At 67.3% G+C, this 25696-nt stretch carries 20 protein-coding genes; 4 read left to right on the top strand and 16 right to left on the bottom strand.

The window, feature by feature from the left end:
- The first annotated feature begins 171 nt into the window (after nt 1–171).
- Nucleotides 172–3402: a YadA-like family protein gene (locus MRBLST15_RS02135; RefSeq protein WP_367784996.1), complete on the top strand. Its 3231-nt coding sequence runs from the start codon at nt 172–174 to the stop codon at nt 3400–3402.
- Nucleotides 3403–3443: 41 nt separating this feature from the next.
- Here MRBLST15_RS02135 and MRBLST15_RS02140 read toward each other — a convergent pair whose 3' ends face one another.
- From MRBLST15_RS02140 to pip, 7 genes are all read right to left on the bottom strand, one after another.
- Nucleotides 3444–3752: a DUF1697 domain-containing protein gene (locus MRBLST15_RS02140; RefSeq protein ID WP_367784998.1), complete on the bottom strand. Its 309-nt coding sequence runs from the start codon at nt 3750–3752 to the stop codon at nt 3444–3446.
- Nucleotides 3749–4390, bottom strand: coding sequence for a response regulator transcription factor (locus tag MRBLST15_RS02145; protein ID WP_367785000.1), 642 nt, complete (start codon nt 4388–4390; stop codon nt 3749–3751). The genes MRBLST15_RS02140 and MRBLST15_RS02145 overlap by 4 nt, the downstream gene beginning before the upstream one ends.
- Entirely contained in the window at nt 4383–5441 is a 1059-nt protein-coding gene (locus MRBLST15_RS02150) for a sensor histidine kinase (RefSeq protein WP_367785002.1), read from the bottom strand. The genes MRBLST15_RS02145 and MRBLST15_RS02150 overlap by 8 nt, the downstream gene beginning before the upstream one ends.
- A 204-nt stretch (nt 5442–5645) precedes the next feature.
- The gene (locus MRBLST15_RS02155; protein ID WP_367785004.1) at nt 5646–6383 is read right to left on the bottom strand and encodes an MgtC/SapB family protein; all 738 of its coding nucleotides are present in this window, start codon (nt 6381–6383) and stop codon (nt 5646–5648) included.
- Nucleotides 6384–6408: 25 nt separating this feature from the next.
- Nucleotides 6409–9168, bottom strand: a complete 2760-nt coding sequence (mgtA, locus tag MRBLST15_RS02160) for a magnesium-translocating P-type ATPase (protein WP_367785006.1) — start codon at nt 9166–9168, stop codon at nt 6409–6411.
- 62 nt (nt 9169–9230) lie between these two features.
- Nucleotides 9231–9530 (bottom strand): hypothetical protein, encoded by a 300-nt coding sequence (locus tag MRBLST15_RS02165; protein WP_100552609.1) that lies wholly within the window; start codon nt 9528–9530, stop codon nt 9231–9233.
- A gap of 265 nt (nt 9531–9795) precedes the next feature.
- On the bottom strand, nt 9796–10743 hold the full coding sequence (pip, locus tag MRBLST15_RS02170; protein ID WP_367785008.1) for a prolyl aminopeptidase: 948 nt from the start codon (nt 10741–10743) through the stop codon (nt 9796–9798).
- Between the two features lie 148 nt (nt 10744–10891).
- On the opposite strand from pip, the gene MRBLST15_RS02175 reads away from it, so the two are divergent.
- Together MRBLST15_RS02175 and MRBLST15_RS02180 are read left to right on the top strand one after the other, a co-directional pair.
- Nucleotides 10892–11563, top strand: a complete 672-nt coding sequence (locus MRBLST15_RS02175; protein WP_367785010.1) for a TraX family protein — start codon at nt 10892–10894, stop codon at nt 11561–11563.
- 100 nt (nt 11564–11663) lie between these two features.
- Complete coding sequence (locus tag MRBLST15_RS02180) at nt 11664–12758, top strand: DNA glycosylase AlkZ-like family protein (RefSeq protein ID WP_265952746.1); 1095 nt, start codon at nt 11664–11666, stop codon at nt 12756–12758.
- Nucleotides 12759–12797: 39 nt separating this feature from the next.
- Here the strand turns inward: MRBLST15_RS02180 and MRBLST15_RS02185 are convergent, their stop codons facing one another.
- The 9 genes from MRBLST15_RS02185 to MRBLST15_RS02225 form a co-directional block, all read right to left on the bottom strand.
- Nucleotides 12798–14504 (bottom strand): sensor domain-containing diguanylate cyclase, encoded by a 1707-nt coding sequence (locus tag MRBLST15_RS02185; protein ID WP_312704040.1) that lies wholly within the window; start codon nt 14502–14504, stop codon nt 12798–12800.
- A gap of 119 nt (nt 14505–14623) precedes the next feature.
- A complete protein-coding gene (locus MRBLST15_RS02190; protein ID WP_367785013.1) occupies nt 14624–15286 on the bottom strand; it encodes a DNA-3-methyladenine glycosylase in 663 nt (220 codons plus the stop codon).
- A gap of 46 nt (nt 15287–15332) precedes the next feature.
- Nucleotides 15333–16292 (bottom strand): cation diffusion facilitator family transporter, encoded by a 960-nt coding sequence (locus MRBLST15_RS02195; RefSeq protein ID WP_367785015.1) that lies wholly within the window; start codon nt 16290–16292, stop codon nt 15333–15335.
- A 117-nt stretch (nt 16293–16409) separates the two neighbouring features.
- Nucleotides 16410–17006 (bottom strand): nucleotidyltransferase family protein, encoded by a 597-nt coding sequence (locus tag MRBLST15_RS02200; RefSeq protein WP_367785017.1) that lies wholly within the window; start codon nt 17004–17006, stop codon nt 16410–16412.
- Nucleotides 17003–17995: an XdhC family protein gene (locus tag MRBLST15_RS02205; RefSeq protein WP_367785019.1), complete on the bottom strand. Its 993-nt coding sequence runs from the start codon at nt 17993–17995 to the stop codon at nt 17003–17005. The genes MRBLST15_RS02200 and MRBLST15_RS02205 overlap by 4 nt, the downstream gene beginning before the upstream one ends.
- Nucleotides 17992–20193 carry an aldehyde oxidoreductase molybdenum-binding subunit PaoC gene (paoC, locus tag MRBLST15_RS02210; protein ID WP_265952437.1) on the bottom strand — a complete coding sequence of 734 codons (2202 nt, stop codon included), beginning with the start codon at nt 20191–20193 and terminating at the stop codon, nt 17992–17994. The genes MRBLST15_RS02205 and paoC overlap by 4 nt, the downstream gene beginning before the upstream one ends.
- Nucleotides 20190–21146, bottom strand: a complete 957-nt coding sequence (locus MRBLST15_RS02215) for an FAD binding domain-containing protein (protein WP_367785021.1) — start codon at nt 21144–21146, stop codon at nt 20190–20192. Before MRBLST15_RS02215 ends, paoC begins: the two co-directional genes overlap by 4 nt.
- Complete coding sequence (gene paoA / locus MRBLST15_RS02220) at nt 21143–21787, bottom strand: aldehyde dehydrogenase iron-sulfur subunit PaoA (RefSeq protein ID WP_367785023.1); 645 nt, start codon at nt 21785–21787, stop codon at nt 21143–21145. Before paoA ends, MRBLST15_RS02215 begins: the two co-directional genes overlap by 4 nt.
- Before the next feature lie 143 nt (nt 21788–21930).
- Nucleotides 21931–24726 (bottom strand): PAS domain-containing hybrid sensor histidine kinase/response regulator, encoded by a 2796-nt coding sequence (locus tag MRBLST15_RS02225; protein WP_367785025.1) that lies wholly within the window; start codon nt 24724–24726, stop codon nt 21931–21933.
- A 159-nt stretch (nt 24727–24885) separates the two neighbouring features.
- Here MRBLST15_RS02225 and MRBLST15_RS02230 point away from each other — a divergent pair, with 159 nt between their 5' ends.
- A complete protein-coding gene (locus MRBLST15_RS02230) occupies nt 24886–25668 on the top strand; it encodes a CHAD domain-containing protein (protein WP_367785027.1) in 783 nt (260 codons plus the stop codon).
- Nucleotides 25669–25696: the final 28 nt, after the last annotated feature.

Here is a 25696-nt window from a genome sequence, read left to right on the forward strand (position 1 = left end):
ACGCCGCGCCCAGTTGCAACCTGCTGAATCACAAACCATCCCACGGGTGTATCCGGGCGCGCTTTAGGCCGCGTCCGATACGCCATCGGGGGGCGCTTGCCTAGTATCTGGCCATGGCTGGAACGGCCGGCTGCCACCCCCAATGGGCGCTTGCGCCCTCGGAGAACGACCATGAACTGCATCTATCGCATCGTCTGGAACGCGGCCACCGGCAAGTGGGTCGTCGCCTCGGAACTGGCCCAGGGCCGTCGCCGCCGCGCGGGTGCGGGCATCGCCGCAGTGCTCCTCGCGATTGTCGCGCCAAACGTGCTTGCCAGCGACATCCAGCAGGTACTGTGCAGCGCACCGCACGAACCGCAGGAAGGCGCCTGCCAGGACCCCGCCGCGTTGCGTGGCGCCCTGCCGTTGGCTGCAACCGATGACAGCCTGCTGGTGGTGAACATCGGCAGCAATGCCACTGCCGCCAGCGTCAACGGCATCAACATGATCGCCATCGGCAGCAATGCCGTCGCGCGACCGGCCAGCAATGGTGCCAACAACGGTGCCATCGCACTGGGCAGCAACTCGGTGGCCGCCGGCAGCAACGCTGTGTCGATCGGCTTCGGTGCCGCCGCAGACAGCCAGAACGGCTCGGGCGCCAGTGGCGCGACCTCGCTGGGCGCCAGCACGCGAACCACCTGGAACGCGACCGCGGTTGGCTTCCAGGCCAACGGTGCCGGTACGGTGGTGACCGCATTGGGGTCGGCGGCAGTAGCCACTGGCGAGCGAGGCATTGCCCTGGGGCGCGCTGCTACCGCCACCGGGCAGTACTCCTCCGCGATCGGCGCAGGCGCCCGCGCCACCCACGCCAACAGTGTTGCCATCGGCGCCGGTTCGGTCAGCCGCGGCAACGCCACGGTTGCGCTGGGTTCAACCACCGCACGCCGTGGCATCGAGAACATGGCCGATGGCACGCAGGACAATGACGTGGCCAGCGTGCAGCAGCTGCAGGGACTTCTGCAGGCGACCGGCGGTGCGCTGGCGACCGATGGCACTGTCATCCCGCCGGCTTTCGATCTTGCTCACGGAGGCACCCACACCAGCATCGGCAGCGCGCTCAACGCGCTGGACGGCGGCCTCTCCAGCGTTGACGTATCGGTGAATGATCTGCATACACGGATCAGCCAGGGCACCATCGGCATGGTCCAGCAGGCCGCGCCGGGCAGCGACCTGACGGTCGGTGTGGATCGTGATGGCGCCGCCATTGGTATGGCTGGAACTGCAGGCGCCCGCCGTCTGGGCGGTGTGGCCGATGCGGCCGCTGGCGACGAAGCCATCAACAAGGCGCAGGCCGACGCCGCCGTGGCCAGCGTGGCGGCAGCGCTTGGTGCGGGCGCGGGCGTGGGCGCCGATGGCACGTTGCAGGCACCGGATTTCAATGTGGTGGGCACCACCGTGCATAGCGCCGGTGATGCGCTGCATGCACTGGATGCGGAAGACCGCGCGCAGCGTGCCGAGCTGGTCGATCTGGGCAGCGACCTGGTGGTTGCCCAGCGCTACTTCCAGGCCGCAGCCGGTGATGTCGATGCGCCGGCTACCACGGGCGGAACCGGCAGTCTCGCGCTGGGCAGTGGAGCGGCAGCGAGCGGCCCGCATTCACTGGCCATGGGCGCCGACGCGCGTGCGGCCGGGCAGGGTAGTGTCGCCATCGGTGCCGGCGCGCACGCCAACGGCGAGAACGCGGTCGCACTGGGCGCAGGCTCGGTCGCTGATCGCGACCAGGTGCTGTCCTTGGGTGGCGGCGCTATCGGTACGCGTCAGTTGATCAACGTGGCCAACGGTACCGAAGCGACCGATGTGGTCAACCTGCAGCAGTTGCAGTCCACGGTTGCCGCGCTCGGTGGTGGCGCGCAGGTCGAGGCGGCCACAGGTTCCGTGACAGGCCCGACCTATGTCGTACAGGGCAGCAGCTTCCGCGATGCCGGTTCTGCGCTGCACGCGGTGGACGGGCAGCTGCAGGTGCTCGACCAGCGCGTCACCCACACCGAAGACGATGTGCTGGATACGCAGCGCCAGATCGATGCGTGGAACGGCGGCGACGCAGGCCTGGTGCGCCAGGATGCCGCCAGCGGCAACATTTCGGTGGCCTCGGGTCGTGCCGGTGCTGTGGTCGACCTGACGGGGGCAACGGGTGCGCGCCAGCTGAAGGGCCTGGCCGCTGCCGATGACGCAACCGATGCAGTGACCCTGGCACAGATGCAGGACGGCCTGTCGGCGGCGCAGCCAGAGGACAGCCGCTATCTGAAGGTTGATGGTCGTGCTGATGGCAGCGACGACGCCTCGATCAGCGCTGTGGGGGCGCTGGCCATCGGTGCGTCGGCGCAGGCCGACGGTATTGCGGCCATCGCACTGGGACAGGGGGCGCAGGCTTCTGTGGACGGTGCCATTGCACTGGGCGCAGGTTCGGTGTCCGACCGTGCCAACGCCGTATCGATCGGGCGTGATGGTGCGGAACGCCAGATCACCCACGTGGCCGATGCCAGCGACGATACCGACGCCATCAATCTGCGCCAGCTGAAGCAGGCCGGCCTGGTCGGCGACGATGGTGACGTCAAGGAGACGGTTGGCTATGTGGCGGGCAGCGATCGCAGCCAGGTGGTGTTCGGTGGTGCCGCAGGCACCGTGCTGACCAACGTTGCCGACGGTCGCGTGCAGCTGGGCAGCAGCGAGGCGGTCAATGGCGGTCAGTTGTCGGCCATCGGCGAAGGCATCGGCCGGCAGCTGGATGGACTGCAGGATCGTGTCGGCGCGCTGGAAGGCCAAACGGGCGGTGGTGCCGGGTCGGATCTGCCGTACTACGGCGCTACCGGCAATGAGGCACTGGTGGCCGATGGTGCGCCGGCTGACGCCACAGGCCAGGGCGCCGTGGCAGCCGGTTCCGGTGCCCAGGCGAGTGCAGACAACAGCGTGGCGCTCGGTTCTGATGCCATCGCCGATCGCGCCGACAGCGTGTCGGTCGGGCACGTCGGAGGCGAGCGCCAGATTGCCCACGTGGCTGCCGGCAGCGCCGATACCGATGCGGTCAACGTGGCCCAGCTGCAGGAGCAGATGGCTTCGGTGAACCGCTACACCGACCAACGCGTTGACGCGATGGAGCAGGCCATTGGCGCACAGGCCTCGCACATGTCGCGACAGATCAATCGCGGCATCGCTGCCTCGGCGGCGCTGGTGCAGGTCACGCCCAACCTGCCGGGCAAGGTTACGTTGAACTTTGGTACGGCCAGCTATCGCGGTGAGTCCGCATTGGCCCTGGGGTTGTCACGCTGGAGCCGCGATGGCCGATACAACGTCAACGCCGGGGTATCTGCCGCGCGGGGCGACCAGCCGCTGCTGAGCATTGGCTTTGGCATGGCCTTCGATTGATGGTTGCCCGCTGATTGCGGAGGCATGGCTGCACAGGAGGCTCAGTCCAGCTCCGCAGCCATCGCCGCCAGTCGGGCCACGGTGTTGATGTTGCGACCAGTACCTTGTGCGGCGAAGGGGATGCGCAGGCGCGAACCGGCCGTGCCATCGCCGGCATGCAGGCAGTGCGCCAAACTATCGCGCACACCCGCCTCGTCGAGCGGACTGCTGAACACGGCATTGCCGCTGGCGATATAGGTGCGGACGTCGCGGAATCCTGCGCGCTGGCACATGCCCACCAGTTCGGCCATCGGCAGCTTGCCGGTACCGCCCATATTCACTGCGCGCAGCAGGGCTACATATACGGTCATGGCGTGCTGCCCTGCAGCCGGTCATACATGCGCACCAGGTCCACCAGAGTGCGCGCGCCCATCTTGCGCATCACCTGCGCGCGACGCACCTTCACCGTGATTTCGCTGACGCCAAGATCAGCCGCGATCTGCTTGTTGAGCCGGCCCCGTACCACGCCGGCGACCACCTCGCGCTCGCCGATGCTCAAGGTGTCCCAGCGCTGCTGCAATGCGCCCAGCAGTTCACCCTCGCGGCGTTGCTGGCGATCGATGTCGATGCCCTTGTGGATAGCATCCAGCAGTTCCTGGTCACGGAAGGGCTTGGTCAGGAACTCGATGGCGCCTTCCTTGATTGCATTGACGCCCATGGCGATGTCGCCGTGCCCGGTGATGAACACCACCGGCAGGTGCAGGCCATGGCTGGCCATGGTGCGATGGAAATCCAGGCCACTCTGGCCAGGCATGCGCACGTCCAGCACCAGGCAGGCCGGGGCGTCCTCCATCGCATGGGCAAGGAATTCGCCGGTCGAGGCGAAGGCACGTACCTGCAGGCCCATCGATGCAAGCAGATCTTCCAGCGCAGCACGCACCGAGGCATCGTCGTCGATCACGTAGACGATCGGTGACGGTTCCACAGGCATTGTCGTGGGTTTACGCATGGGTAGCTTCCATGTGCGTGGGCAGCTCGAAGATGAAACAGGCGCCGCCACCAGCGGGTCGCTCGGCGCGGATATGGCCGCCGTTGGCCTCGATCATCGAGCGGCTCAGGCTGAGGCCCAGGCCGAGACCATTCGCTTTGGTGGTCCAGAATGCATCGAACACCCGGTCAGGCTGCTCCACGGGCAGGCCGATGCCACGGTCGCGCACGCTCAGGCTGACGTGGCCATGCCGATCCTGTGCGGTCAGCAGCGACAGCCTGCGCTCGCCCGTGGGTGTACCGGCCATCGCGTCGACGGCGTTGAGGATGAGGTTGCCGATCACCTGCTGCACCTGCACGCGATCGGCATGGGCGGGGGGCAGGTCACTGCCCAGTACCAGCGCGACGGTCACACCATGCTGCTCCAGTTCGCTGTGCGAGAGCGCCAGCATTTCCTCCACGGCCTGGTTGAGGTCGAAGGCCTGGCGCTCAGGTGCAGCCCCTTGGGTCAGGCCGCGGATACGGGCGATCACGTCACTGGCGCGATGTGCGTCGGCGACGATGCGGGCGATGGTCTGACGTGCCTTGTCCAGGTTCGGCGGATCCTGGGCCAACCAGCGCTGGCTTGCCTCGGCGCTGCTGGCGATGGCCGCCAGCGGCTGATTCACTTCATGCGCGATGGAGGTGGTCAGCTCGCCGACGGTGGAGGCGCGGGCAACCCGCAGCAGGCGGGCCTGTGCATCCTGCACCGCGGCCTTCGCCGCTTCCATCTTCAGTGCCAGATAGGTGGTGATGCCGATCACCAGCATGCCGATCGCTGAATTGACCAGGCCGATGCGGTAGGTGCCGAAGCGGGTCAGGAAGAAGCTGAGGCCGGTCAACGCGATGCAGACCGCGGCAAGCAGGATGAGGCCGCGTGCGGGCAGGCGCCGTGACGCCGCCAGGATGACGGCAGCGTAGAAGCAGGCGGCGGCAACGGCGTAGTCGGTAACCGTATCGACCAGGAAGATGGCCGCCATCACGATGATCAGGGCCAGCACGACCAGGGGGCGGCGGGGCGACAGCGATGGCATCGGGATGGCTCCCTGGCGTGGGTGGAAAGGATAGCAAAGGTGAGCCCATGCCCTCGAACGGCCGCTGGTGCCGCGGTGGGTGCCGACCGTTGGTCGGCACAGCAGCAGGAAGCCGGGGTATCTGAAGATCCGTGCCGACCAACGGTCGGCACCTACCGAAGCGTGGTGTGCACGCTCTTGCTGGTTGCCGGCCAGCGGCCGGCACTACTCCTCCAGGCTGGCGTTCCAGAACCCCTGCAGCACACCCGGCGTGGCCGCCAAGGTCGCCAGCACGGCATCCAGTTCGCCGCCATCGACCGTGGTGGCGTACAGCACCGCTTCGATCTCGACATCGCGCTCGCCGAACGGGCGCTGGTCGACCGCACGCACCGGGTACTGCGCCTGCTCCAGCAACAGCAGAAGCCGGTCCAGCACCTCGGCCTGCTGCTCGCGCTGGCAGACCACGTTGATCGCGTAGGTTGCCTCGCTGAACGCTTCCGGCAGCGGTTGCCGCTGGATGCGGTTCACCACCGGCCGCAGCAGGGTGTTGGCGGCCAGCACGAACACCGCAGCCAGCACCGCCTCGGGCAGCAGCTTGATGCCGGCACAGGCGCCGACCGCGGCCGAGCCCCACAAGGTGGCGGCGGTGTTCAGGCCCGATACCTGTGCGCCATCCTTCATGATCGCGCCGGCACCGAGGAAGCCGACACCGGAGATCACATAGGCCACCACGTGCAGCGGTGACGGCGGCCCGCCGTACAGATCGTGGAAGCGCACGGCAAGGTCGACGAACACGGCGGCGCCCACCGCCACCAGCGTATTGGTGCGCAGGCCGGCGGTGCGCTGGCGGAACTGCCGCTCCAGGCCGATCAGCGCGCCCAGCATGAAGGCGACCGACAGACTGATCAGCGAGCTGAGGGTGGCGCCCGCGTTGAACGCGGGCAGGTGGGGGTTGAAGTCCATGAGGGGTCTCCCTGCGCCGATGCGCTTACTGCCAGCCGTAACGGCGGATGTAGAGCTTCTTCAGCGCAGTGGTCAGCACCGCATAGCCGAACAGGATCGCCACCAGGAACGGCCAGTAGCCGGCCGGCAGCGCCTGCAGCTTGAAGTAGCCTGCCAGCGGGCTCATCGGCAGGATCACGCCGATGGCCATGATCGCCCCGGTCATCAGCAGCAGCGGCGGCGCGGCGATGCTCTGCAGGAACGGCACCTTGGGGGTGCGGATCATGTGCACGATCAGGGTCTGGGTCAGCAGACCGACCACGAACCAGCCGGACTGGAACAAGCCCTGGTCGGCCGGCGTGCGTGCGTCGAACACGTACCACATCAAGGCGAAGCAGCTGATGTCGAAGATCGAGCTGATCGGCCCGAAGAACACCATGAAGCGGCCGATGTCCGCCGGGTTCCACTTCAGCGGCCTGCGTACCAGTTCCTCATCGACATTGTCGAAGGGAATGGCGATCTGCGAGATGTCATACAGCAGGTTCTGCACCAGCAGCTGCAACGGCAGCATCGGCAGGAAGGGCAGGAACGCCGAGGCCACCAGCACTGAGAACACGTTGCCGAAATTGGAGCTGGCGGTCATGCGGATGTACTTGAGCATGTTGCTGAAGGTGCGCCGCCCCTGGATGACGCCTTCCTCCAGCACCATCAGGTTCTTTTCCAGCAGGATGATGTCGGCCGCCTCCTTGGCGATGTCCACCGCGCTGTCCACGCTGATGCCGATATCGGCTGCCCGCAGTGCGGGAGCATCGTTGATGCCATCACCGAGGAAGCCGACCACCTTGCCCTGTGCACGCAGCTCGCGCACCAGCCGTTCCTTGTGCAGCGGCGTGAGGCGGGCGAACACGCGGTGTTCCTGCAGTGCACGTGCCACGGCAGCGTCGTCCATGCGCTCGATCTGCGGACCGGTCACGATCGTGTCGGCGTCCAGGCCGACCTGGGCACAGACCCGCGCGGTCACCAGCTCGTTGTCGCCGGTGAATACCTTTACTTCCACACCGTGCGCGGCCAGCGCCTGCAGCGCGTGCGCGGCCGACTCCTTCGGCGGATCGAGGAAGGCCACGTAGCCCACCAGGGTCAGCTCGCACTCGTCAGCCTGCGTGTACACGCTCTGGCTCGCCGCGGTCTCCTTCATCGCCACGGCCACTACACGCAGGCCCTGTTCGTTCAGTTCCTCGGTGGTCTGCCGCACGCGGGCCAGGCGCTGCTCATCCAGCGGCATGTCCTGGCCGTTTTCGCGCACGGTGCTGCACACCGCCAGCATTTCCTCCACCGCACCCTTGCAGATCAATTCGTGATGATCCTCGCGCTCGGATACCACCACCGACATGCGGCGGCGCTCGAAGTCGAACGGGATCTCATCGACCTTGCGGTAGTCCTGCGACAGGCGCAGCGAGCTCTGCAGCTCCACATGCTCCAGCACCGCACGATCGAGCAGGTTGATCAGGCCGGTCTGGAAGTGGCTGTTGAGATAGGCGAAGGTCAGCACATCCTCCGAATCCTGGCCGAACACATCGGTGTGCCGCTCCAGTGCGATCTTGTCCTGGGTGAGGGTGCCGGTCTTGTCGGTGCACAGCACTTCCATCGCGCCGAAGTTCTGGATCGCGTCCAGGCGCTTGACGATCACCTTGCGCCGTGACAGCAGCACCGCGCCCTTGGCCAGGGTGGAGGTGACGATCATCGGCAGCATTTCCGGGGTCAGGCCGACCGCTACCGACAGCGCGAACAGGAACGCTTCGGTCCAGTCGCCCTTGGTCCAGCCATTGACCAGCAGGACGAACGGCACCATCACCAGGGCAAAGCGGATCAGCAGCCAGCTGACACTGTTGACCCCGGCCTGGAATGCCGTAGGCGCGCGATCGCTGGCACTGCTGCGCTGGGCGAGGGTGCCGAAGTAGCTGGTGTTGCCGGTGGCCAGCACCAGTGCTGTTGCCGTGCCGGACACTACATTGGTACCCATGAACAACAGGTTGGCCTGTTCCATCAGGCCAGCCTCGGCGTTGCCCGGCTGCACGAACTTCTCGACCGGCAACGATTCGCCGGTCATCGCGGCCTGCGCGACGAACAGGTCCTTGGCCGCAAGTACGCGGCAATCGGCCGGAATCATATCGCCTGCCGACAGCACGATATGGTCGCCCGGCACCAGATCGCGGATCGGCAGATCCAGCAGCCGTGCCGGCCGCCGGCTGTGCAGCTGTGCACCGAAGTACTGATCGGCCACCTCGGCCGCTTCGGTGCCTGCAGCGCGGCGCAGCACGCGCGCGGTGTTGCCCACCAGGGCCTTCAGCCGTTCGGCCGCGCGGTTGGAGCGACCCTCCTGCACGAAGCGGATCAAGGTGGACAGCACCACCATCGCACCGATCACCACCGTCGCCTTGGCGTCTTCGGTCAGCCAGGACACGGCCGCCAGCACCGTCAGCAGCAGGTTGAACGGGTTGCGATAGCACTGCCACAGATGACGCCACCACGGCAGCGGCTTCTCGTGGTCGACCTCGTTCGGGCCGAAGCGCTGCAGGCGCTCTTCGGCTTCATGCGGGCTGAGACCGTCGACATGCGACTGCAGCGTGGCCAGCGCATCGGCGTCGCTGCCCTGTGCCAGTGCGAGCAGTCCGGCAGTGAGCGTGGCCGGTGCGGCCTGCGTGCTGCCACGGCCGTAACCGGCTTCGGGCATCGCACGACGACCGAACAGGTTGCCCGCGCGGCGGCTGCGCAGGAAGGCGTTGAACCAGGCGTTGAGCAGGCTCATGGGAAGATCCTCTTGGAACGGCACCGGGCGTAGCCGGCACGTGGAGCGGAAGGGGCGGGTCGTCAGGCGTGGCGCATGGCCAGCACCGCGGGCGACCAGGGCTGCATGCGCAGCCGCTGGCTGCCGCCGATGCACAGCGGCTTCATCGCATCGCGAAGCGGGTAGGGCAGGTGGCGCAGCACGTTGATGCGCTCGCTGATCGGCAGCAGCGACAGGGCGTCGGCCACCACCCGAGGCGAGCCGAGGGCCAGCGAACGGGCGAAGAGGACAGGGCCGTGCTGCAGCAGCAGGCTGCGCAGGGCGGAAACATCGCGCTCACCGATCAGGCGGCGGACGGTGATGTAGAGAATCTTGTAGGACATGGGATTCCTCCGGGCAGGCGCTGCCCGGGGCTCCCATCGCTTACACGGACAGGAACCGGCCGTCAGTCGCCAGCAGTGAACAAGGGGGCAGGCAAGGGCGCGCGTCGCGCCCGGCAGGGTCGGGATCCATCTGCGTCTCCGCGTGGGGCGGCCAGTGGCTGGCCAGTGGCGCTATTGTCCGCGCTCGTATTCAGCAGGCCTAGAGGCCCGTGGGTTAGCCCGGCTATACCTTGGTATAGAAAAAGGGGCCGTTGGCCCCTTCTGTTCAGCTGCGGTCCGCGAAAGCGTCGGTAGCCCGCACCAGCGCATCGGTAGTGGCCGCTTCGTTGGCACTGTGGCCGGCGATGACCATCTGCAAGGTGGCTTCCGGCCAGGCCTTGGCCAGATCCCAGGCACTGCGTGGTGGGCAGATGATGTCGTAGCGCCCCTGCACGATGACGCCCGGCAGATGGCGGATGCGATCGATATCGCGCAGCAGCTGGCCGTGTTCCAGGAAGGTGTTGTGGCGGAAGTAATGCGCCTCGATGCGCGCCTTGGCCAGCGTATCGAGCGGATCGGTAGCGGACGCCGCATCGACGTCATGCAGCAGCGTGGCGGCATTGTCTTCCCAGCCCAGCCAGGCCTGTGCCGCGGCGATGCGGATGGCTTCGTCGGCATGGTCCAGGCGCCTCCAGTACGCTTCGAGCATGTTGCCGCGCTCGTCCTCCGGGATATGCGCCTCGTAGCGATCCCAACGCTCCGGGAAGATCCAGCGGGCACCGCCGTTGAGCTCGGCGAACCAGCGGTTCTCTTCCTCGCGACCCAGGAAAACGCCGCGTACGATCAGGCCGGTGGCGCGGTCGGGATGCGCCTGTGCATAGGCCAATGACAGCGTCGAACCCCAGGAGCCGCCGTAGACCAGCCAGCGTTCGATGCCCAGGTGTTGGCGCACCTTCTCGATGTCGGCCACCAGATCCTGCGTGGTGTTGTCACGCAGCTCGCCGAACGGCGTGGAGCGGCCGCTGCCGCGCTGATCGATCAGCACGATACGGTAGCGCTTCGGGTCGAAGAAGCGGCGATGGGTGGGCGAGATGCCGGCGCCGGGGCCGCCATGCAGGTACACCACCGGAATGCCCTCAGGCGTGCCGCATTCTTCGATATGCAGGGTGTGCAGCGTATCGACGGGCAGCGTGTGCTCGCGGTACGGGGTGATCGGCGGGTACAGCGTGCGCATGGTGATGGCTCACAAGCGGGGACTGCAAGGATAGCGGGGTGCAGCGGCCAGCGTCATCCGCCTCAGGTTCAAGTACTCTTTGCGTTCAAGGGGTAACACCGTCGATTCCTGACGAGATGGACCCGGCAGGACGCAGAGGATGAAGGACATGAGCGCGCAGGACGTCGCCGTACACGCCCCGCCGGCGCACGGCACCCTCGGCAGCGGCGCCCGCGAGCTGCTGAAGTGGATCGCGCTGCTGTCGATGACCGGCGATCACGTCGCCAAAGTGGTGTTCGGTGGCTATGTGCCGGTGGTCAGCGAGCTGGGGCGCATCGCCTTCCCGTTGTTTGCGCTGGTGATGGCCTGCAACCTGGCGCAACCGGGTGCCGATCTGGGCAAGTCGATCCGGCGCTTGGCCGCATGGGGCCTGCTCGCGCAGCCGCTGCATGCGCTGGCCTTCAGCAGCTGGCTGCCCCTCAACATCCTGTTGACGTTTTGCCTAGCCGCCGTGGCGGTGTATGCGCTTGCCAACAACCGGCAACTGTTGCTGCTGGTGGCGGCAGGCCTGCTGCCGTTCTTCATGGACTACCAATGGGCGGGGGTGGCATTCGTGATGCTGGGCTGGATCGCATTCCGCCACCGGGCCTACTGGCTGCTGGCGTTCGGATTCGGCGGGCTGTGCTGGGTCAATGGCAATGGATGGGCGCTGCTGGCCATCCCGCTGGTACTGGCGTTGGCCAGGGTTTCCTGGAGAGTTCCGCGCTCGCGCTGGGCGTTCTATGTGTACTACGTGGGGCACCTGGCGGTCCTGGCCGCTTACGCGCAGTGGCTGCGCTGAGCAACGGCATTCATCGTCGCGGAGCGTCGCCCGGATCACGTCGCTGGTGTCTGTCCAGGCCGCAACGCACACCGGGTGCGCCCGCCTCTACAATCGACCCATGCCGACCGCGCCCACCCTCGACGATCTGCGTCGCTACGCCGTAGCCCGCACGCTGTTCACGCCCACCACGCTGCTGACCGCGATACGTCGCCTGGGTTTCGTGCAGGCCGATCCCATCCGTGCGCCTGCGCGTGCCCAGGACCTGACCCTGCGGCACCGGGTGAAGGGCTATCAGGCTGGAGATCTGGAGCGCCGCTACAGCCGGTTGCCGATCGAGGAAGATTTCCTGGTCAACTACGGCTTCCTGCCGCGCGAACACCTGTCGTTGATGCACCCGCGGGTGTCCCGCAGGCCGTGGGACGCCAGCACGCGGCGCAAGGCGGCCGAGGTGCTGGCGTTCGTTCAGGAGCGCGGTGCAGTACATCCGCGCGAGGTCGACCAGGCGTTCGCACATGGCCGGGTGACCAACTACTGGGGCGGCACCAGCAATGCCAGTACCCATCTGCTGGATGGCATGCACTATCGTGGCCTGCTGCGCATCGCGCGGCGTGACAGTGGCACCCGCATCTATGCCGTTGCAGAACATGCACTCGCCGAGGGCGGCAAGGCCGCACGCCTGCAGCGCGCCACCGCACTGATCGATCTGGTGGTGCGCAAGTACGCGCCGTTGCCTTCGGCCAGCCTCACCTATCTGGCGCGGCTGCTGGGCTATGGCGCTCCACATCTGGCCGCCGAGATCCAGCAGGCACTGCGGCTGGCACGCGAGCGCCTGGCCGGCTGCATCATCGACGGAACCACTTGGTACTGGCCGGCCGAGGAGAATCCCCGTTCGCGGCGCTATCAGGCCGATGAGCAGGTGCGGCTGCTGGCACCCTTCGATCCGGTAGCCTGGGATCGGCGCCGGTTCGAGCTGCTCTGGGGCTGGGTCTACAGGTTCGAGGCCTACACACCGGCGGCCAAGCGTCGCTTCGGCTACTACGCGCTGCCGCTGTTGTGGCGCGACCAGGTGGTCGGCTGGGCCAATGTCACCGCCAAGGACGGCGCCCTGCAGCCGGATATCGGTTTCGCCAGCGCCTCGCCCATGAAGGACGTTCTGTTCCGCAATGCGCTGGATGACGAGCTGGAGCGGATGACGCGCTTTCTCGCCGGCTGAGGCGTTGCCTTGGGATGACAGCGGGCGCTGCCGCTATCGCTATTCGTCGCGTCGCTCCGTGCGTACCCGTGCACGCGCGTCATAGAGCTGGCTGTCGGCATGATGGATGGTGTCGGCTACCGATTCACCCGGCGCACTGAGCGCCGCGCCCATGGAGAACGCCGTCGGCGACTGCGCTGCGTTGGCGGCATACCATCCCTCAAGCAGGGGAAGGCGCGCGGACGCCGATGCGGTCAGCACCACCAGGAACTCGTCTCCGCCCAGGCGGATCACGGTCTCTCCCGCACCCAGCGGCGTCCTGAGGAACGCGGCAAAGTCGACCAGGATCGCGTCACCGCGGCGGTGGCCCTGCGCATCATTGATCCGTTTGAAATCGTCCAGGTCGAATACCAGGCATGCCCATGTTCCGGCGGTCATCTCATCGAGCCGGTGCAGGTAGCGGCGGTTGTGGCACTGGGTGAGTGGATCCTTCAGTGACAGCTCGCGCAGGCGCTGCTCCTGCAGGCGCAGCGCGGTGACATCCTGGGCGTGGCCCAGCACGAAGGGCGGCTGTCCTTCGCTGTCGAGCACGTTGTTGTAGGCCCAGTAGCGCAGCGTGCCATCGGCGGCGATGAGCTCGATGACGCCGGCATCGGTGTGGTTGGCTTCGATGCGTTTCAGGTAGGCATTGAACACGTCGCGGCGCTCGGGGGGCATGTAGTCGCACAGGCTGCGGCCGATGATATGACGTTCCTCGTAGCCCAGTGACTGCAGCGCCGCCGGGTTCACCGAAGTCAGCGTGCCATCCAGTGTGTGCGTGCAGATCAGCCCGAGGCTGTAGTGGAACAGCCGGCGATAGCGCACCTCACTCGCCTCGAGGGCGTCCAACGCCGCGCGTTCTTCGGTGACGTCCTGGATCGCGCCCACCAGCCGTGGATGGCCCTCCACCTGCTGCCGGTTGCCCACCACGCGGGTCCAGATGCTGCGTCCGTCGGCCGTGCGCATCGGCAGCTGCACCTCCCAGGGCGTGCCATCCTCCACGCAACGCTGCACGGCAGTCTGGATGATGCTGCGGCTGTCCTGACGGTAGAACGACAGGGCCGATTCGAGGGTGGGCTGGTAGCTGGAGCGCACGCCGTGGATCTGCTTGGTCTCGCGCGTCCAGCGCACCTCATCGGTGCCCAGGTCAAGTTCCCAGCCGCCAACCTTGGCGGCGGTGTTGGTGCGCTGCAGGAAGTCCTCGCTGCGCTTCAGATCGCGATGCAGTGCCTGCGCCTGGTCGACCTGTCGCAGCAGTGCGCTGCGTTGCTCCAGCACCTGCGTGGTGACCCGGCCAAGATGGACCATCAATTCCCGTTGCGACGGCGACAGCACGCCGGGCAACGTGTCGAGCAGGCACAGTGTGCCGATGCGCGCGCCATGGGCGGTCGTCAGTGCGATGCCGGCATAGTGGCGTACCCGGTGCCCTGCGGTGACCAGCGGACTGCCGGCGAACCTCGGGTCCTGCCGCGCGTCTGGAATCTCCAGCAGCTCGTCCTGCTCGATGGCATGCGAACAGAAAGAGATGGAGCGGGGCGTTTCGGTAATGTCGCCCAGCCCGATGCTGGACTTGAACCATTGCCGTTGCGCGGCAACGATGGAAATCAGCCCGATGGGCATGCCTGTGGCAGCGAGGGCGGCGGCAACGATGGCATCGAACACGGGCTCTGGCGGCGTATCGAGAACACCCAGGCGATCGATCTCGAGAAGTCTGGAAGCTTCATCCATGGCAGGCACTGCGTCTCCGGCAGGGAAGGGCAGGTCACAGCGGTCACGCTAGGGCGCGGCACGTTATGCCGTTGCGTGAAACAGTGATGCTGGTGTCAATGCGCTTTCAGTGCTGGGCTTCATGCAGGTTTCCTTCGCGTTGCCGCGCGGGGCGCGCGTACCGAAACGTGACGATGATCGCGCACATGCCAGCGCCAGGGAAAATCCACGGCACGGGTGATGCCGATGCGCGGCCCCACCACCGGATCGTGCGGCGGCGGCATGCCGTCGTCCACTATCGTGATGCCGTGGCTGGCGGTCACCAGGTCGGCGCCGTCGAAGCGCCGGTCCAGGCCAAACGCCTGCGACAGCTTGCCGGGGCCGCTGGCCAGGTCGTGGTCGCGACGGGCGGCAGGGCGCAGCGGGTACATCAGTTCCTGCCCGGCAACCGGTGCGGCGGCACGCAGCAGAACCGCAACGCCCTCACCGACGTCGCCGCAGACGACATTGCTGCCCCAGTGCATGCCATAGGTGAAGTAGACATAGAGATGACCTGCTTCGCCGAACATGCTGGCGTTGCGCGCGGTCATGCCGCGCCAGGAATGCGCCGCCGGATCATCGCTGCCCGCGTACGCCTCGACCTCGACAATGCGTGCCATGCGGCCATCGTTGCGCACCAGCAGCTTGTTCAGCAGCTCGGGGGCGACCACCGTTGAAGGTCGCTGATAGAAGGCACGGGGTAGTCGCGTCCCGTCAACGGGCTGCGCGGTGAACATGGCGTCTGGACCGCTCTGCTTCGGCATGCTGGAATCATGGCCTGTCGGCGGTGAAGCTGTCGCCAGCGCGGCGTCAGTCCGTCGTGCCCGGGCGATCGAGCGCGGCCCGGCGCGCGGCAAACACTTCCGGTGTCTGCGGTTTGATGAACAAGGCCACCAGTTCCGGGAACTCCTGTTTCACCGCAGACTCGATCCGGGTGATGCAGGCCTCGATCTGCGGCGTGGTGCGATCATCCTCGAACTCTGCACTGAGCATTGCCACCACCTGCTTCGGGCCCATCTGCAGGTTGGTCACACCGTTGGCGCGGCGCAGGTCGGGGTCGGTCACGGCCACGGCCATGATCCGTTGCGCCACCGCCGGGTGGGCCGGCTCACCGATAAGCAGGCCCTTGGTCTCGCGCGCGAGCAGGAATGCGGTCAGCGCCAGCACACCGGCAATGCACAGCGAGGCCACGCCATCCAGCACCGGCATCTCCAGCAGTTGCGCGGCCAGCAGCCCGACCAGCGCGAACCCGAGGCCGAGCAGGGCGGCACTGTCTTCCAGCAGCACGGTGAACGTGGACGGATCCTTGCTGCGACGGAACGCCTCGAAGTATCCCAGTGAGCCCTTGCTGCGGCGGAACTCTCGCAGCGCCACCCACCATGAGGCACCTTCGAACAGGATGGAGATGCCCAGCACGCTGTAGCTGATCGCGTGATTGCTGGCTGGCTCCGGCTGGCGGATGTGCTGGATGCCCTCGTAGGCCGAGACGCCGGCGCCGGCGGCGAATACCAGCAGGGCGACGATGAAGCTCCAGAAGTACAACTCGCGGCCGTAGCCGAACGGGTGCAGGGTGTCGGGGGCCTTCTCGGCGCGGCGCAGGCCGTACAGCAGCAACACTTCGTTGAGGGTATCGACCAGCGAGTGCACGCCCTCGCTGAGCATCGCCGAACTGCCCGACAGGCCGGCGGCGATGAACTTGGCAATGGCGATGGCGAGATTGCCCGCCAGCGCAGCGTAGATGACAAGGCGGGAGCCTGAGGGTGCGGCCATGTGCGGGAGGGCTGGCTGGTGGCGGGCGCTCCATCCTGCGTGGCGGAGCGTCCGCGCAGCGTGTATGCCAGGCTGCCGTGCGGCGCGGTCAGGCAAGGTCAGGTGCCGCGGCAGCACTCATGCAGACGCAGGATCAAGCCAGCCGAGCTCGCGCGCGCGGCGCAGGTCCTCGGGCGTATCGATATCGCATTCCAGCCCGGCGCCGGAGCACCGCGCAATGCCTTCTGTCTGCCGCAGCCGCCGGCCAAATCCCCCGCCTGCCGCTTCCAGTCCTGTTCCGCCAAACCAGGCCCCCGGCACCACCGCCGGCACGCCGATGGTGTCGCCCAGTACCGTGGCGGCGCAGCCGGACGGTGCAGCGGCTGCTGCACCCAGGAGCACGCGCAGGTGGTCCACGCGCAGCATCGGTTGATCGCAGATCATCACCAGCACCCTCGCGGCGCTGTACACGTGCGTAGCGGCCAGCGACAGGCTGCCGCCGATGCCAAGCTCAGGGTTGGGATTGCGAAGCCACTGTGCCGGCAGGCTGTGGAGTTCTTCTTCGAAGCGTGGGTGCTGGGGCAGCACCACGACCAGCGTGTCCGGCGATGTTTCCACTGCCAGCCGCACGCTGCGTCGCAACAGCGTCTCTCCGCCCACGCGCAGCAGCTGCTTGGGCTGCCCCAGGCGCTGGCTGCGCCCGGCTGCGAGCACCACTACTGCATGTCCGGTCATGGCGCGGCCAGGGGCGTTCCGTGCCGCCATGCCTGCAGCTGCGCGGCGACGCTCAAGGCGATCGCTTCGGGACCACGTCCGCCCAGTGGCAGGCCGATCGGCGAGCGCAGGCGCGGTTCCAGGGCTAGGCGCGTGCGGGTATCCAGCACGCTGAAAAGATCGTCCTTGCGACGGCGTGGCCCCAACAGGCCGATGAAGGGTACGCGCGAGTCTGCGAGCCGCTGGAGCGCGTCTCGGTCGAGCTCGAAATTGTGATGCATCACGAGTGCGGCATCGGCCACGTCGGCGGCAGCGGAAGAAGAATACGAGCCACCGGCAAGGGACAGGTGCTCGCGCCAGCGGGGCCGCGGTTCTTCGACATGCGCGCACCAGCCCAGCCGGTCCAGCAGAAGCAGCAGAAGCGCCGCTTCCGGACCTGCACCGTGCATGTGCGCGACAGGCGACCGGTGCCACTGCAGCCGCCAGCGGTGACTGCCGTCCGACGACTGCAGCGCGGCGGCGGGCACCGTGCGGCTGAAGGTAAAGGCGCCGCAGTGGGCGTCGAGCCGCCCGTCGGCTTGCAGTGCCAGATACAGCGTGTGCGGTCCTTGCAGCCACGCATCGAGAAGCAGTTCGATGCCGCCGAGCTGCGGCAACGGAAGCAGTGCCAGCCACTGCCGGCCCCGGCACCCGGTTGCATTGCCGGAGAACAGGGCAGCGTCGTCGCGGCTGTCGATCTCCATCCATGCGATGCGCCCGGCATCCACCGCGTTGGCAGCCTGTCGCGCAAGCTCCGGTTCCAGGCAGCCGCCACTCAGCCAGCCCACCTGTCGACCCGGTTCGAACAGCGCACAGGTGCCCGCGCGGCTGTAGCTGGACCCTTCCGTCTGCAGCACCACGGCCAACGCAGCCGGACGACCGGCGCGCGCCGCGTCGGCGGCGGCCAGCAGCACCGGGCGCGGGTTGCCACCGTCCAGATCCAACGGGGCAGGGTGGAGCGCATTATTCATGCGATGTCCGGCAGGCCGGCGAGCAGCTTGTCCAAGGTCAGTGGATATTCGCGCACGCGGATTCCGGTCGCGTTGTATACCGCGTTGGCCACTGCCGCGCTTACGCCGCACAGGCCCAGCTCGCCAACGCCCTTGGCTTTCATCGGCGATGACACCGCATCGCTTTCATCGAGGAAGACCACCTCCTGGTGCGGCACGTCGGCATGTACGGGTACTTCATAGCCGGCCAGGTCGTGATTGACGAAGAACCCCAGCCGCCGATCCACCACCAGTTCCTCCGACAGCGCTGCGCCGATGCCCATCGTCATCGCGCCGATCACCTGGCTGCGCGCGGTCTTCGGGTTGAGGATGCGGCCGGCCGCGCACACCGCCAGCATGCGGCGGATCCGGCTTTCCCCCGAGGCCACATCCACGCCCACCTCGACGAAATGCGCGGCGAAGGTGGACTGCTGGTACTTCTCCTGCAGCGTGTCGAACTCGATGCTGTCTTCGGCCACCAGCTCGCCGGCCTGAGCGGCATCGGCAAGGGCGCGGCTGCGGCCCCCTGCGGTCACCTTGCCGGCTTCGAACTGCGCGGCCGCCGGGTCCATTCCCAGCGCCTGGGCGATCTTCGTGCGCAGCGCCATGCATGCGGCGTAGACGCCTGCGGTGGCGCTGTTGGCGCCCCACTGGCCACCGGAACCGGCAGCCACGGGATAACGGGAATCGCCCAGCTTGACCGTGACCTGCTGCAACGGAACGCCGAGCATTTCCGCCGCCGTCTGGCCGATGATGGTGTAGCTGCCGGTGCCGATGTCGGTCATGTCGGTTTCCACGGTGACCTGTCCATCAGTGGCGAGGCGGACGCGTGCGCCGGATTTCATCACCAGGTTGTTGCGGAAGCCCGCCGCCACGCCCATGCCGACCAGCCAGCGGCCATCGCGCACGGCGCCCGGGGTGGCGCTGCGCCGCTGCCAGCCGAACCGTTCAGCGCCCGTGCGCAGGCACTGCACCAGCTGCCGCTGCGAAAAGGGGCGCTCGGGGTTGGACGGGTCGACCTGGGTGTCGTTGCGGATACGGAATTCGATCGGATCCAGGCCGAGCTTGATGGCCATTTCGTCCATGGCGATTTCCAGCGCCATCAGTCCCGGCGTTTCGCCTGGCGCGCGCATGGCATTGCCTTCGGGCAGGTCCAAGGTGGCCAAGCGCAGTGCCGCCAAGCGGTTGGGTCCCGCATACAGCAGGCGGGTCTGCTGCACCGCTTCCTCCGGCGAGCCTCCTGGCAGGTTGCCCGACCATGATTCGTGACCGATGGCGGTCAGGCTTCCCTCAGGCGTTGCGCCCAGCCGGATGCGCTGCAGCGTGGCCGGGCGGTGCGTGGTGTTGTTGGCGATCAGCGGCCGCTGCAGGGCCACTTTCACCGGCCGCTTGGCAGCGCGTGCGGCGAGCGCGGCCAACAACGCATCGGAGCGCAGGAACAGCTTTCCGCCAAAGCCGCCGCCGATGTAGGGCGATACCAGGCGCACCTTGTCCTTGGCGATGCCCAGCGTACGGGCCAGATCGGTGCGGCCCCAGTCGATCATCTGGTTGGAGGTCCACACCGTCAGCTGGTCGCCTTCCCAGGCGGCCATCGTCGCGTGCGGCTCCATCATTGCGTGCGACTGGTCCGGGGTGTGGTAGGTCGCGTCAAGCGTAACCGCCGCCTGGCTGAAGGCCTTCTCGAAATCGCCGACGCGCGCATCGGGCTCCGGCGTCTGCAGGGAAGCGCCCGCCTGCTTTGCCTCCGCCAGATCGAAGTGGCCGCGCTGCGGGGCATAGCGGATGCGGATCTGTCCGGCCGCGGCGCGGGCCTGTTCGAACGTTTCAGCCACCACCACCGCCAGTGCCTGGTGATAGTGGTGGACCTTGGGACCACCCAGCAGCGGCGCGGCGTTGCGCTTGACCGGATGCAGCGGCCCAGCGGTATCGGCGGTCACGATGGCCACAACGCCGGGCGAGCGTCGCGCGGCCTCCAGCTCCATGCGGGTCACGGTGCCGGTGGCAATCCCCGCGCCGACCACCACGCCATAGGCGGGTGCGGACGGAGTGGCGTCATGCCATTCGTGTGCGTAGGTGGCCTTGCCGGTGACCTTCAACGGGCCGTCGATGCGATCGTGCGGCTTGCCGACGACGGTCTGCGCATCGATGGGATTGCGGCCTGCGGGAGTGTCGAACTTCATGCCTCGGCCCTCATGTCCTGCAGGATGGAAGCCAACGTGCGTTCGGCCAGCACCAGTTTGAAGGCGTTCTGTGCGGTTGGCGCAGCGCCCTGCAGCAGCACCGACATCACGGCGCCGGCGCCCTTCGGCAAGGCCGCATCGGCCGCATCGCTGCGCCACGGCTTGTGGGCGACACCGCCGAGGGCAATCCGGCCGCTGCCATCGGGCCGCAGGATCGCCGCCACCGACACCAGGGCGAACGCATATGACGCGCGATCGCGGACCTTCCGGTACACATGGACGCCGCCCGGTGGCGGCGGCAGGATCACAGCGGAGATCAGCTCGCCCTTGTCCAGCACGGTGTCGATATGCGGCGTGCGTCCGGGAGCGCGATACAGGGCGTCCAGCGCGATGTTCCGGCGCGATCCGTCGGCGCGGACGGTCTCCACCGATGCATCCAGCGCCATCATTGCCACCGCCATGTCGCTGGGATGGGTAGCGATGCAGTGCTCGCTGGCGCCGATCACTGCCAGTTGCCGGCTGAATCCTTCGCGCGCGCCGCAGCCACTGCCGGGCAGCCGCTTGTTGCAGGGCTGTGCGGTGTCGTAAAAATAAGGGCAGCGGGTGCGTTGCAGCAGGTTGCCGGCGGTGGTGGCCTTGTTGCGCAGTTGACCCGATGCGCCGGAAACCAGCGCGCGGGTCAGCACCGCATAGTCACGCCGGATGCGCCGGTCGGCCGCCAGATCGGTATTGCATACCAGCGCGCCGACACGCAGGCCTCCTTCGCTGGTTGGCTCGATGCTGTCCAGTTCCAGCCCATTGACATCGATCAGGTGGGCGGGCGTCTCGATCTCCAGTTTCATCAGGTCCAGCAGGTTGGTGCCGCCGGCAATGAACCGTGCGCCCTGGGTACGCGCCGCTGCCGCTGCCGCCTCGGCGGGAGACCGGGCGCGCTCGTAGCTGAAAGCTCTCATGCGCTGGCCTCCCCAACGTCCTTGATGGCCTCGATGATGTTGGAATAGGCGCCACACCGGCAGATGTTGCCGCTCATGCGCTCGCGCAGTTCTTCGGCGGTGAAGGCGCTGGGCGCATCCAGCCCGGCGCTGACGTGGCTCGGTATACCTGCCTTGATTTCCTGCAGCACGGCAACGGCCGAACAGATCTGGCCCGGGGTGCAATAGCCGCACTGGAATCCGTCATGCTTGACGAAGGCCGCCTGCATCGCGTGCAGCCGGTCTGGCGTACCGAGACCTTCGATGGTGGTGATCTTCGCGCCCTGGTGCATCACCGCCAGGGTCAGGCAGGCATTGATCCGCCGGCCGTCCACCAGCACGGTGCAGGCACCGCACTGGCCGTGGTCGCATCCCTTCTTGCTGCCGGTCAGGTGCAGGTGCTCACGCAGCGCATCGAGCAGGGTGACGCGGGTATCCAGCCGCAGCGATCGCGCGGTTCCATTGACCTCGAAGTCCACCTGCATCAGCTCGGGTGCCCGCGCACCAGTGCGGTCCGGCTCCGCCGCAGCGACCACCGCAGGCAGGGCCATGGTTGTGGCCGATCCCGCGCTCAACTTCAACAGCTCCCGGCGCGACAGGGGAAGGTGTGACGGTGGGCTCATCGTGGCTCCTCGCTGGCTGCGGCAGGCTGGCTGGCGGTTTCAATGCCGGGACAGCATGGCGGTGCCGCGGTAGGCACATGGTGAAACACACCAGGCCGCGCATTCATCCACTGCTGGCTGCGGCGCCGCCCGGGTGCCGGCCTTCATCCATCGGCGGCCAGCGCGGTCCTTACCCGCGAAGCGAGTTCGCCGATGGTGAACGGTTTGCCGATCAAGTGAACCTGCGCATCCAGCACGTTGTTGTCGACCAATGCGTTGCGGCTGTTGCCGGTGGCGAACAGCACCTTCAAGTCTGGATGGCGCGCGCGTGCCTGCTCGGCCAGCTGCCGCCCATTGACCTCGGGCATCACCACGTCGGTAAACAACAGCGCGACCTCTGGATGGGCCTGCAGCAGCGCCAAGGCGCTGCCGGCGCCGTCTGCGGCCAGTACCCGGTAGCCGAGTTCAGTGAGGGCATCGACCGAGAACGCGCGGACTGCCGCATCATCGTCCACAACAAGAATGTGCTCGCGCCCAACGTGCAGGGCCGGTGCATCGTCATCCGATGCGGCAGCCTGGATGCCGATGTCGGTCAGCAGCCGCGGAAGGTAGACCTGTACCCGCGTCCCTTTGCCGGGTGCGGAATCGAGTTTCACATGCCCGGCTGATTGCTGGACGAAGCCATAAACCTGCGACAGCCCGAGCCCGGTGCCCTGGCCGACCTGCTTGGTGGTGAAGAACGGATCGAACGCGCGTGCCATCACCTCCGGCGTCATCCCGTTGCCATCATCGGTCACCGCGATCACGACATAGTCGCCTGCAGGCACGCCCGCATGCGCCGATGCGGTGTCGAGGTCGACGCGCTGGTTGCGGGTCTCGATCTTCAGCCGGCCGCCTGAGGGCATCGCGTCGCGCGCGTTGACCGCCAGGTTCAGGACCACGTTCTCGAGCTGGTTGGCGTCGGCATGGGTCCACCACAGGTCCGGGCCGTGTGCGGTTTCAAGGATGATGCTGCTGCCAAGGGAATGCACCAGCAGGTCGGTCATTCCGGCTACCAGGCGGCTGGCATCCATCGCCACCGGCTGCAGCGGTTGCTGGCGCGAGAATGCGAGCAGGCGCTGGGTCAGCTGGGCGGCGCGCTGCGCACCATCAAGGGCCATTTCAATGTAGCGGCTGGCGCGCGCGTCACTGTCGCCGAGACGCAGCGCCAGCAGGTCGAGCGGCCCGATCACCGTCGCCAGCATGTTGTTGAAGTCATGGGCGATACCACCGGTCAGCTGGCCGACGGCCTCCATCTTTCGGCTTTGGCGAAGCGCCTCTTCCACCCGCAGGCGCTCGGCGACTTCGGTCCGCACACGTGCCTCCAGCTGCCCGTTCAGCTCCTGCAGCCGCGCATCGGCCGCCTTTCGTGCGGTGATGTCGACCGCCACGCCCAGAACGCGCACGCACCTGCCGAATTCGAAGATGCCGCGGCCCTTGGCGGCGACCCAGCGGACGATGCCATCCTCCTTGCCGACGGTGCGGTACTCCACGTCATAGGTCTCGCGCCGCTCGGGATCGCAGGCGGCGGCGAACGCGGCCAGGGTTGCCGGGCGGTCGTCTGGATGCAGTCCGGCACGGAAGTCGTCCATGGTCACCGACGCACCGGAGGAGATGCCGAACATCGCCTTGGTGCGCGCCGGCCAGATCAGCACGTCCTGCACCATGTCCACGTCCCAGAACCCTTGCTCGCCTGCTTCGGTGGCCAGCCGCAGGCGCTCTTCGCTGTCGGCCAGCGCAGCTTCAGCGGCCTTCCGTCCGGAGAGATCCAGCATGGCCCCGATCATCCGCAGCGGGGTGCCATCGGCGTCGCGCAGGACCGTTCCGCGATCCAGCACCGACGCATAACTGCCATCCGCTCGCTGGAAACGGTACTCGTCCGTCCAGCCGCTGCCGTTCCCGTCGATCACGGCGTGGATGCCGTGATCGATGCGCGCGCGGTCATCGGGGTGGATGTGCTGCAGCCACCATTGTGCGGTCGTGTTCTTCTCCGTGTGGCCGAACAGGCTGGCCAGCGCTTCGTTCCAGATCACCTGGCCATCGGCGATGCGCCAATCCCAGATGGCATCGTTGGTGGCCTGCGCGGCCAGCCGGTAGCGTTCTTCGATATCACGACGCTCGGCTTCGGCGGCCTTGCGGTCGGTGATGTCCAGTGACGTACCGACCAGGCCGATCACGGTGCCATCGGCGTCGCGCAGCGGCGACTTGGTCGACAGCCACCAGGCCCGGCGGCCATCAGGGAAGCTCACTTCCTCCTCCAGCTGCTCGCTGATGCCGCTGGACATGATGCGCTCGTCGGTCGCCATCACCGACGCCGCCTGGGCGGGGTCGCCCAACAGTTCGGCGTCGGTGCGCCCGATGTACTCCTCAGGCGGCAGGCCGATCAGCTCGGTGGTGCCGTGGTTGCCGATCAGCAGCCGACCTTGCCGGTCCTTGGCGTACATCACGCCCGGCGCCGCCTCCACGAACGAGCGCAGCAGCGCCTGCGCCTGGTCGCGCTCGGCCTCGACGCGCAGGCGCTCATCGATGTCGATCAGCACGCCCGGGAAACCCAGCGCACGGCCCTGGGCATCCAGATCGACCCTGCCGATGCTTTCCAGCCAGTGGTAACTGCCGTCGGTGCTGCGCGCGCGGTACTGGTGGGCAAAGCGCCCGCCCGTCTGCACGGTCTGTTCAATCGCCGCCGACAGCGCGGGCAGGTCATCTGGATGCACTGCGCCAAGTACGTCCTGCAGGTGCAGTTTCCGCTGCGCCATTGCCGGGTCCAGGCCGAAGGCGCGGGCCAGGGCTTCATCGACCGTGAGCTGGTCGGTCTGGACATTCCAGAACCAGGTGCCGACGATGGCCCCAGCGGCCAGTGCCATGTTGACGCTGTCTGTGGCCCGGCTGTCGCGGGTGGCAAATGATGGCAGGGACGTCACGTTGATCTCGAACGGTAGGATGGGTGCTGTGCGCCAGCGTGGCTGGATCAGCACGGGCGAAGGGCGCAAGTCTAGGCAGCGCGGCGTCACGGCTGCGTGGTGCCGGCTCCCGACGGGGAGCAGGCTACACTGCGGCTCCCATCCCGGCAGGGAACATCGATGTCCGCAGCAGAAGCCGGCGAGGCCCTTCGCCAGAGAGCGCTGCATGAGTGTGCCGCGATCGCTGCGGCGCTGTCGTCGGCATCCGACCCGCACCCGGCCATCCATTCCGCGCGCAAGGCCATCCGCAGATTGCGGTCCCTGTTGGCGCTGCTGGATCACGCAGCGCTGGACGTCGAGGCTGCCGACCTGAGATTGAAGCGCCTGGGTGATGGCCTGTCCCGCCTTCGTGATGCGCATGTGGTGGTCGAAGTCGCGCGACAACTGCAGGAGCGGGTTACCGATCCGCGATGGAACGGCGTCATCCGGATGCTCGTCCTGCGTCGTGAGCGGCTGCTGCAGGCGACCCTGCAGCGTGACCCGGGGTTTGCACGTCGCCTGCGTGTCCTGGCAGCGGTGCAACAGCAGGTGGCAGTGCAGCCCTGGCATCAGCTGCGGCGTGGGCCGCTGCGCCAGAATCTTGAGCGTAGCTGGCGCCGCGTGGACAAGGCTGCCGCACGGGCGAAACGCGACGGCGGTGCCGCGGCGGTCCACCGCTGGCGACGACGCGTGCGCAGGCTGCGCATGCAACTGGATATCGCCTGCGACCTCCAGCTGCACGTGCGGCACTACGAGTCGCTGCACGCCTCGGGGCATCGCTACAAGGCGCTGCATCGGCTCAGCGACGCGCTTGGCCGGCAGCAGGACCTGCGGCTGCTGCGCAATCTGGTGCGGCCGATGCCTGCAAGTGGCGACAAGCGCTCAGTGATGGAGCAGATCAACGGAGAGGTGGCGCCGGACTGAATCGAGGGGTATCGGAACGTACGGCTAC

This window comes from Stenotrophomonas sp. LST15-1-1.1, from assembly GCF_040815575.1.
Classification (GTDB): Bacteria; Pseudomonadota; Gammaproteobacteria; order Xanthomonadales; family Xanthomonadaceae; genus Stenotrophomonas; species Stenotrophomonas lactitubi_B.

Excerpts from the sequence above, each read along its gene's own strand:
- MRBLST15_RS02230 (WP_367785027.1), top strand. The coding sequence starts at position 24,886 with ATGTCCGCAGCAGAAGCCGGCGAGGCCCTTCGCCAGAGAGCGCTGCAT.
- MRBLST15_RS02205 (WP_367785019.1), bottom strand. The coding sequence starts at position 17,995 with ATGAATAATGCGCTCCACCCTGCCCCGTTGGATCTGGACGGTGGCAAC.
- MRBLST15_RS02180 (WP_265952746.1), top strand. The coding sequence starts at position 11,664 with ATGCCGACCGCGCCCACCCTCGACGATCTGCGTCGCTACGCCGTAGCC.
- MRBLST15_RS02185 (WP_312704040.1), bottom strand. The coding sequence starts at position 14,504 with ATGGATGAAGCTTCCAGACTTCTCGAGATCGATCGCCTGGGTGTTCTC.
- mgtA (WP_367785006.1), bottom strand. The coding sequence starts at position 9,168 with ATGAGCCTGCTCAACGCCTGGTTCAACGCCTTCCTGCGCAGCCGCCGC.
- MRBLST15_RS02190 (WP_367785013.1), bottom strand. The coding sequence starts at position 15,286 with ATGCCGAAGCAGAGCGGTCCAGACGCCATGTTCACCGCGCAGCCCGTT.
- paoC (WP_265952437.1), bottom strand. The coding sequence starts at position 20,193 with ATGAAGTTCGACACTCCCGCAGGCCGCAATCCCATCGATGCGCAGACC.
- MRBLST15_RS02175 (WP_367785010.1), top strand. The coding sequence starts at position 10,892 with ATGAGCGCGCAGGACGTCGCCGTACACGCCCCGCCGGCGCACGGCACC.
- MRBLST15_RS02155 (WP_367785004.1), bottom strand. The coding sequence starts at position 6,383 with ATGGACTTCAACCCCCACCTGCCCGCGTTCAACGCGGGCGCCACCCTC.
- MRBLST15_RS02165 (WP_100552609.1), bottom strand. The coding sequence starts at position 9,530 with ATGTCCTACAAGATTCTCTACATCACCGTCCGCCGCCTGATCGGTGAG.
- MRBLST15_RS02135 (WP_367784996.1), top strand. The coding sequence starts at position 172 with ATGAACTGCATCTATCGCATCGTCTGGAACGCGGCCACCGGCAAGTGG.
- paoA (WP_367785023.1), bottom strand. The coding sequence starts at position 21,787 with ATGAGCCCACCGTCACACCTTCCCCTGTCGCGCCGGGAGCTGTTGAAG.
- MRBLST15_RS02150 (WP_367785002.1), bottom strand. The coding sequence starts at position 5,441 with ATGCCATCGCTGTCGCCCCGCCGCCCCCTGGTCGTGCTGGCCCTGATC.
- MRBLST15_RS02215 (WP_367785021.1), bottom strand. The coding sequence starts at position 21,146 with ATGAGAGCTTTCAGCTACGAGCGCGCCCGGTCTCCCGCCGAGGCGGCA.
- MRBLST15_RS02195 (WP_367785015.1), bottom strand. The coding sequence starts at position 16,292 with ATGGCCGCACCCTCAGGCTCCCGCCTTGTCATCTACGCTGCGCTGGCG.
- pip (WP_367785008.1), bottom strand. The coding sequence starts at position 10,743 with ATGCGCACGCTGTACCCGCCGATCACCCCGTACCGCGAGCACACGCTG.
- MRBLST15_RS02140 (WP_367784998.1), bottom strand. The coding sequence starts at position 3,752 with ATGACCGTATATGTAGCCCTGCTGCGCGCAGTGAATATGGGCGGTACC.
- MRBLST15_RS02200 (WP_367785017.1), bottom strand. The coding sequence starts at position 17,006 with ATGACCGGACATGCAGTAGTGGTGCTCGCAGCCGGGCGCAGCCAGCGC.
- MRBLST15_RS02145 (WP_367785000.1), bottom strand. The coding sequence starts at position 4,390 with ATGCGTAAACCCACGACAATGCCTGTGGAACCGTCACCGATCGTCTAC.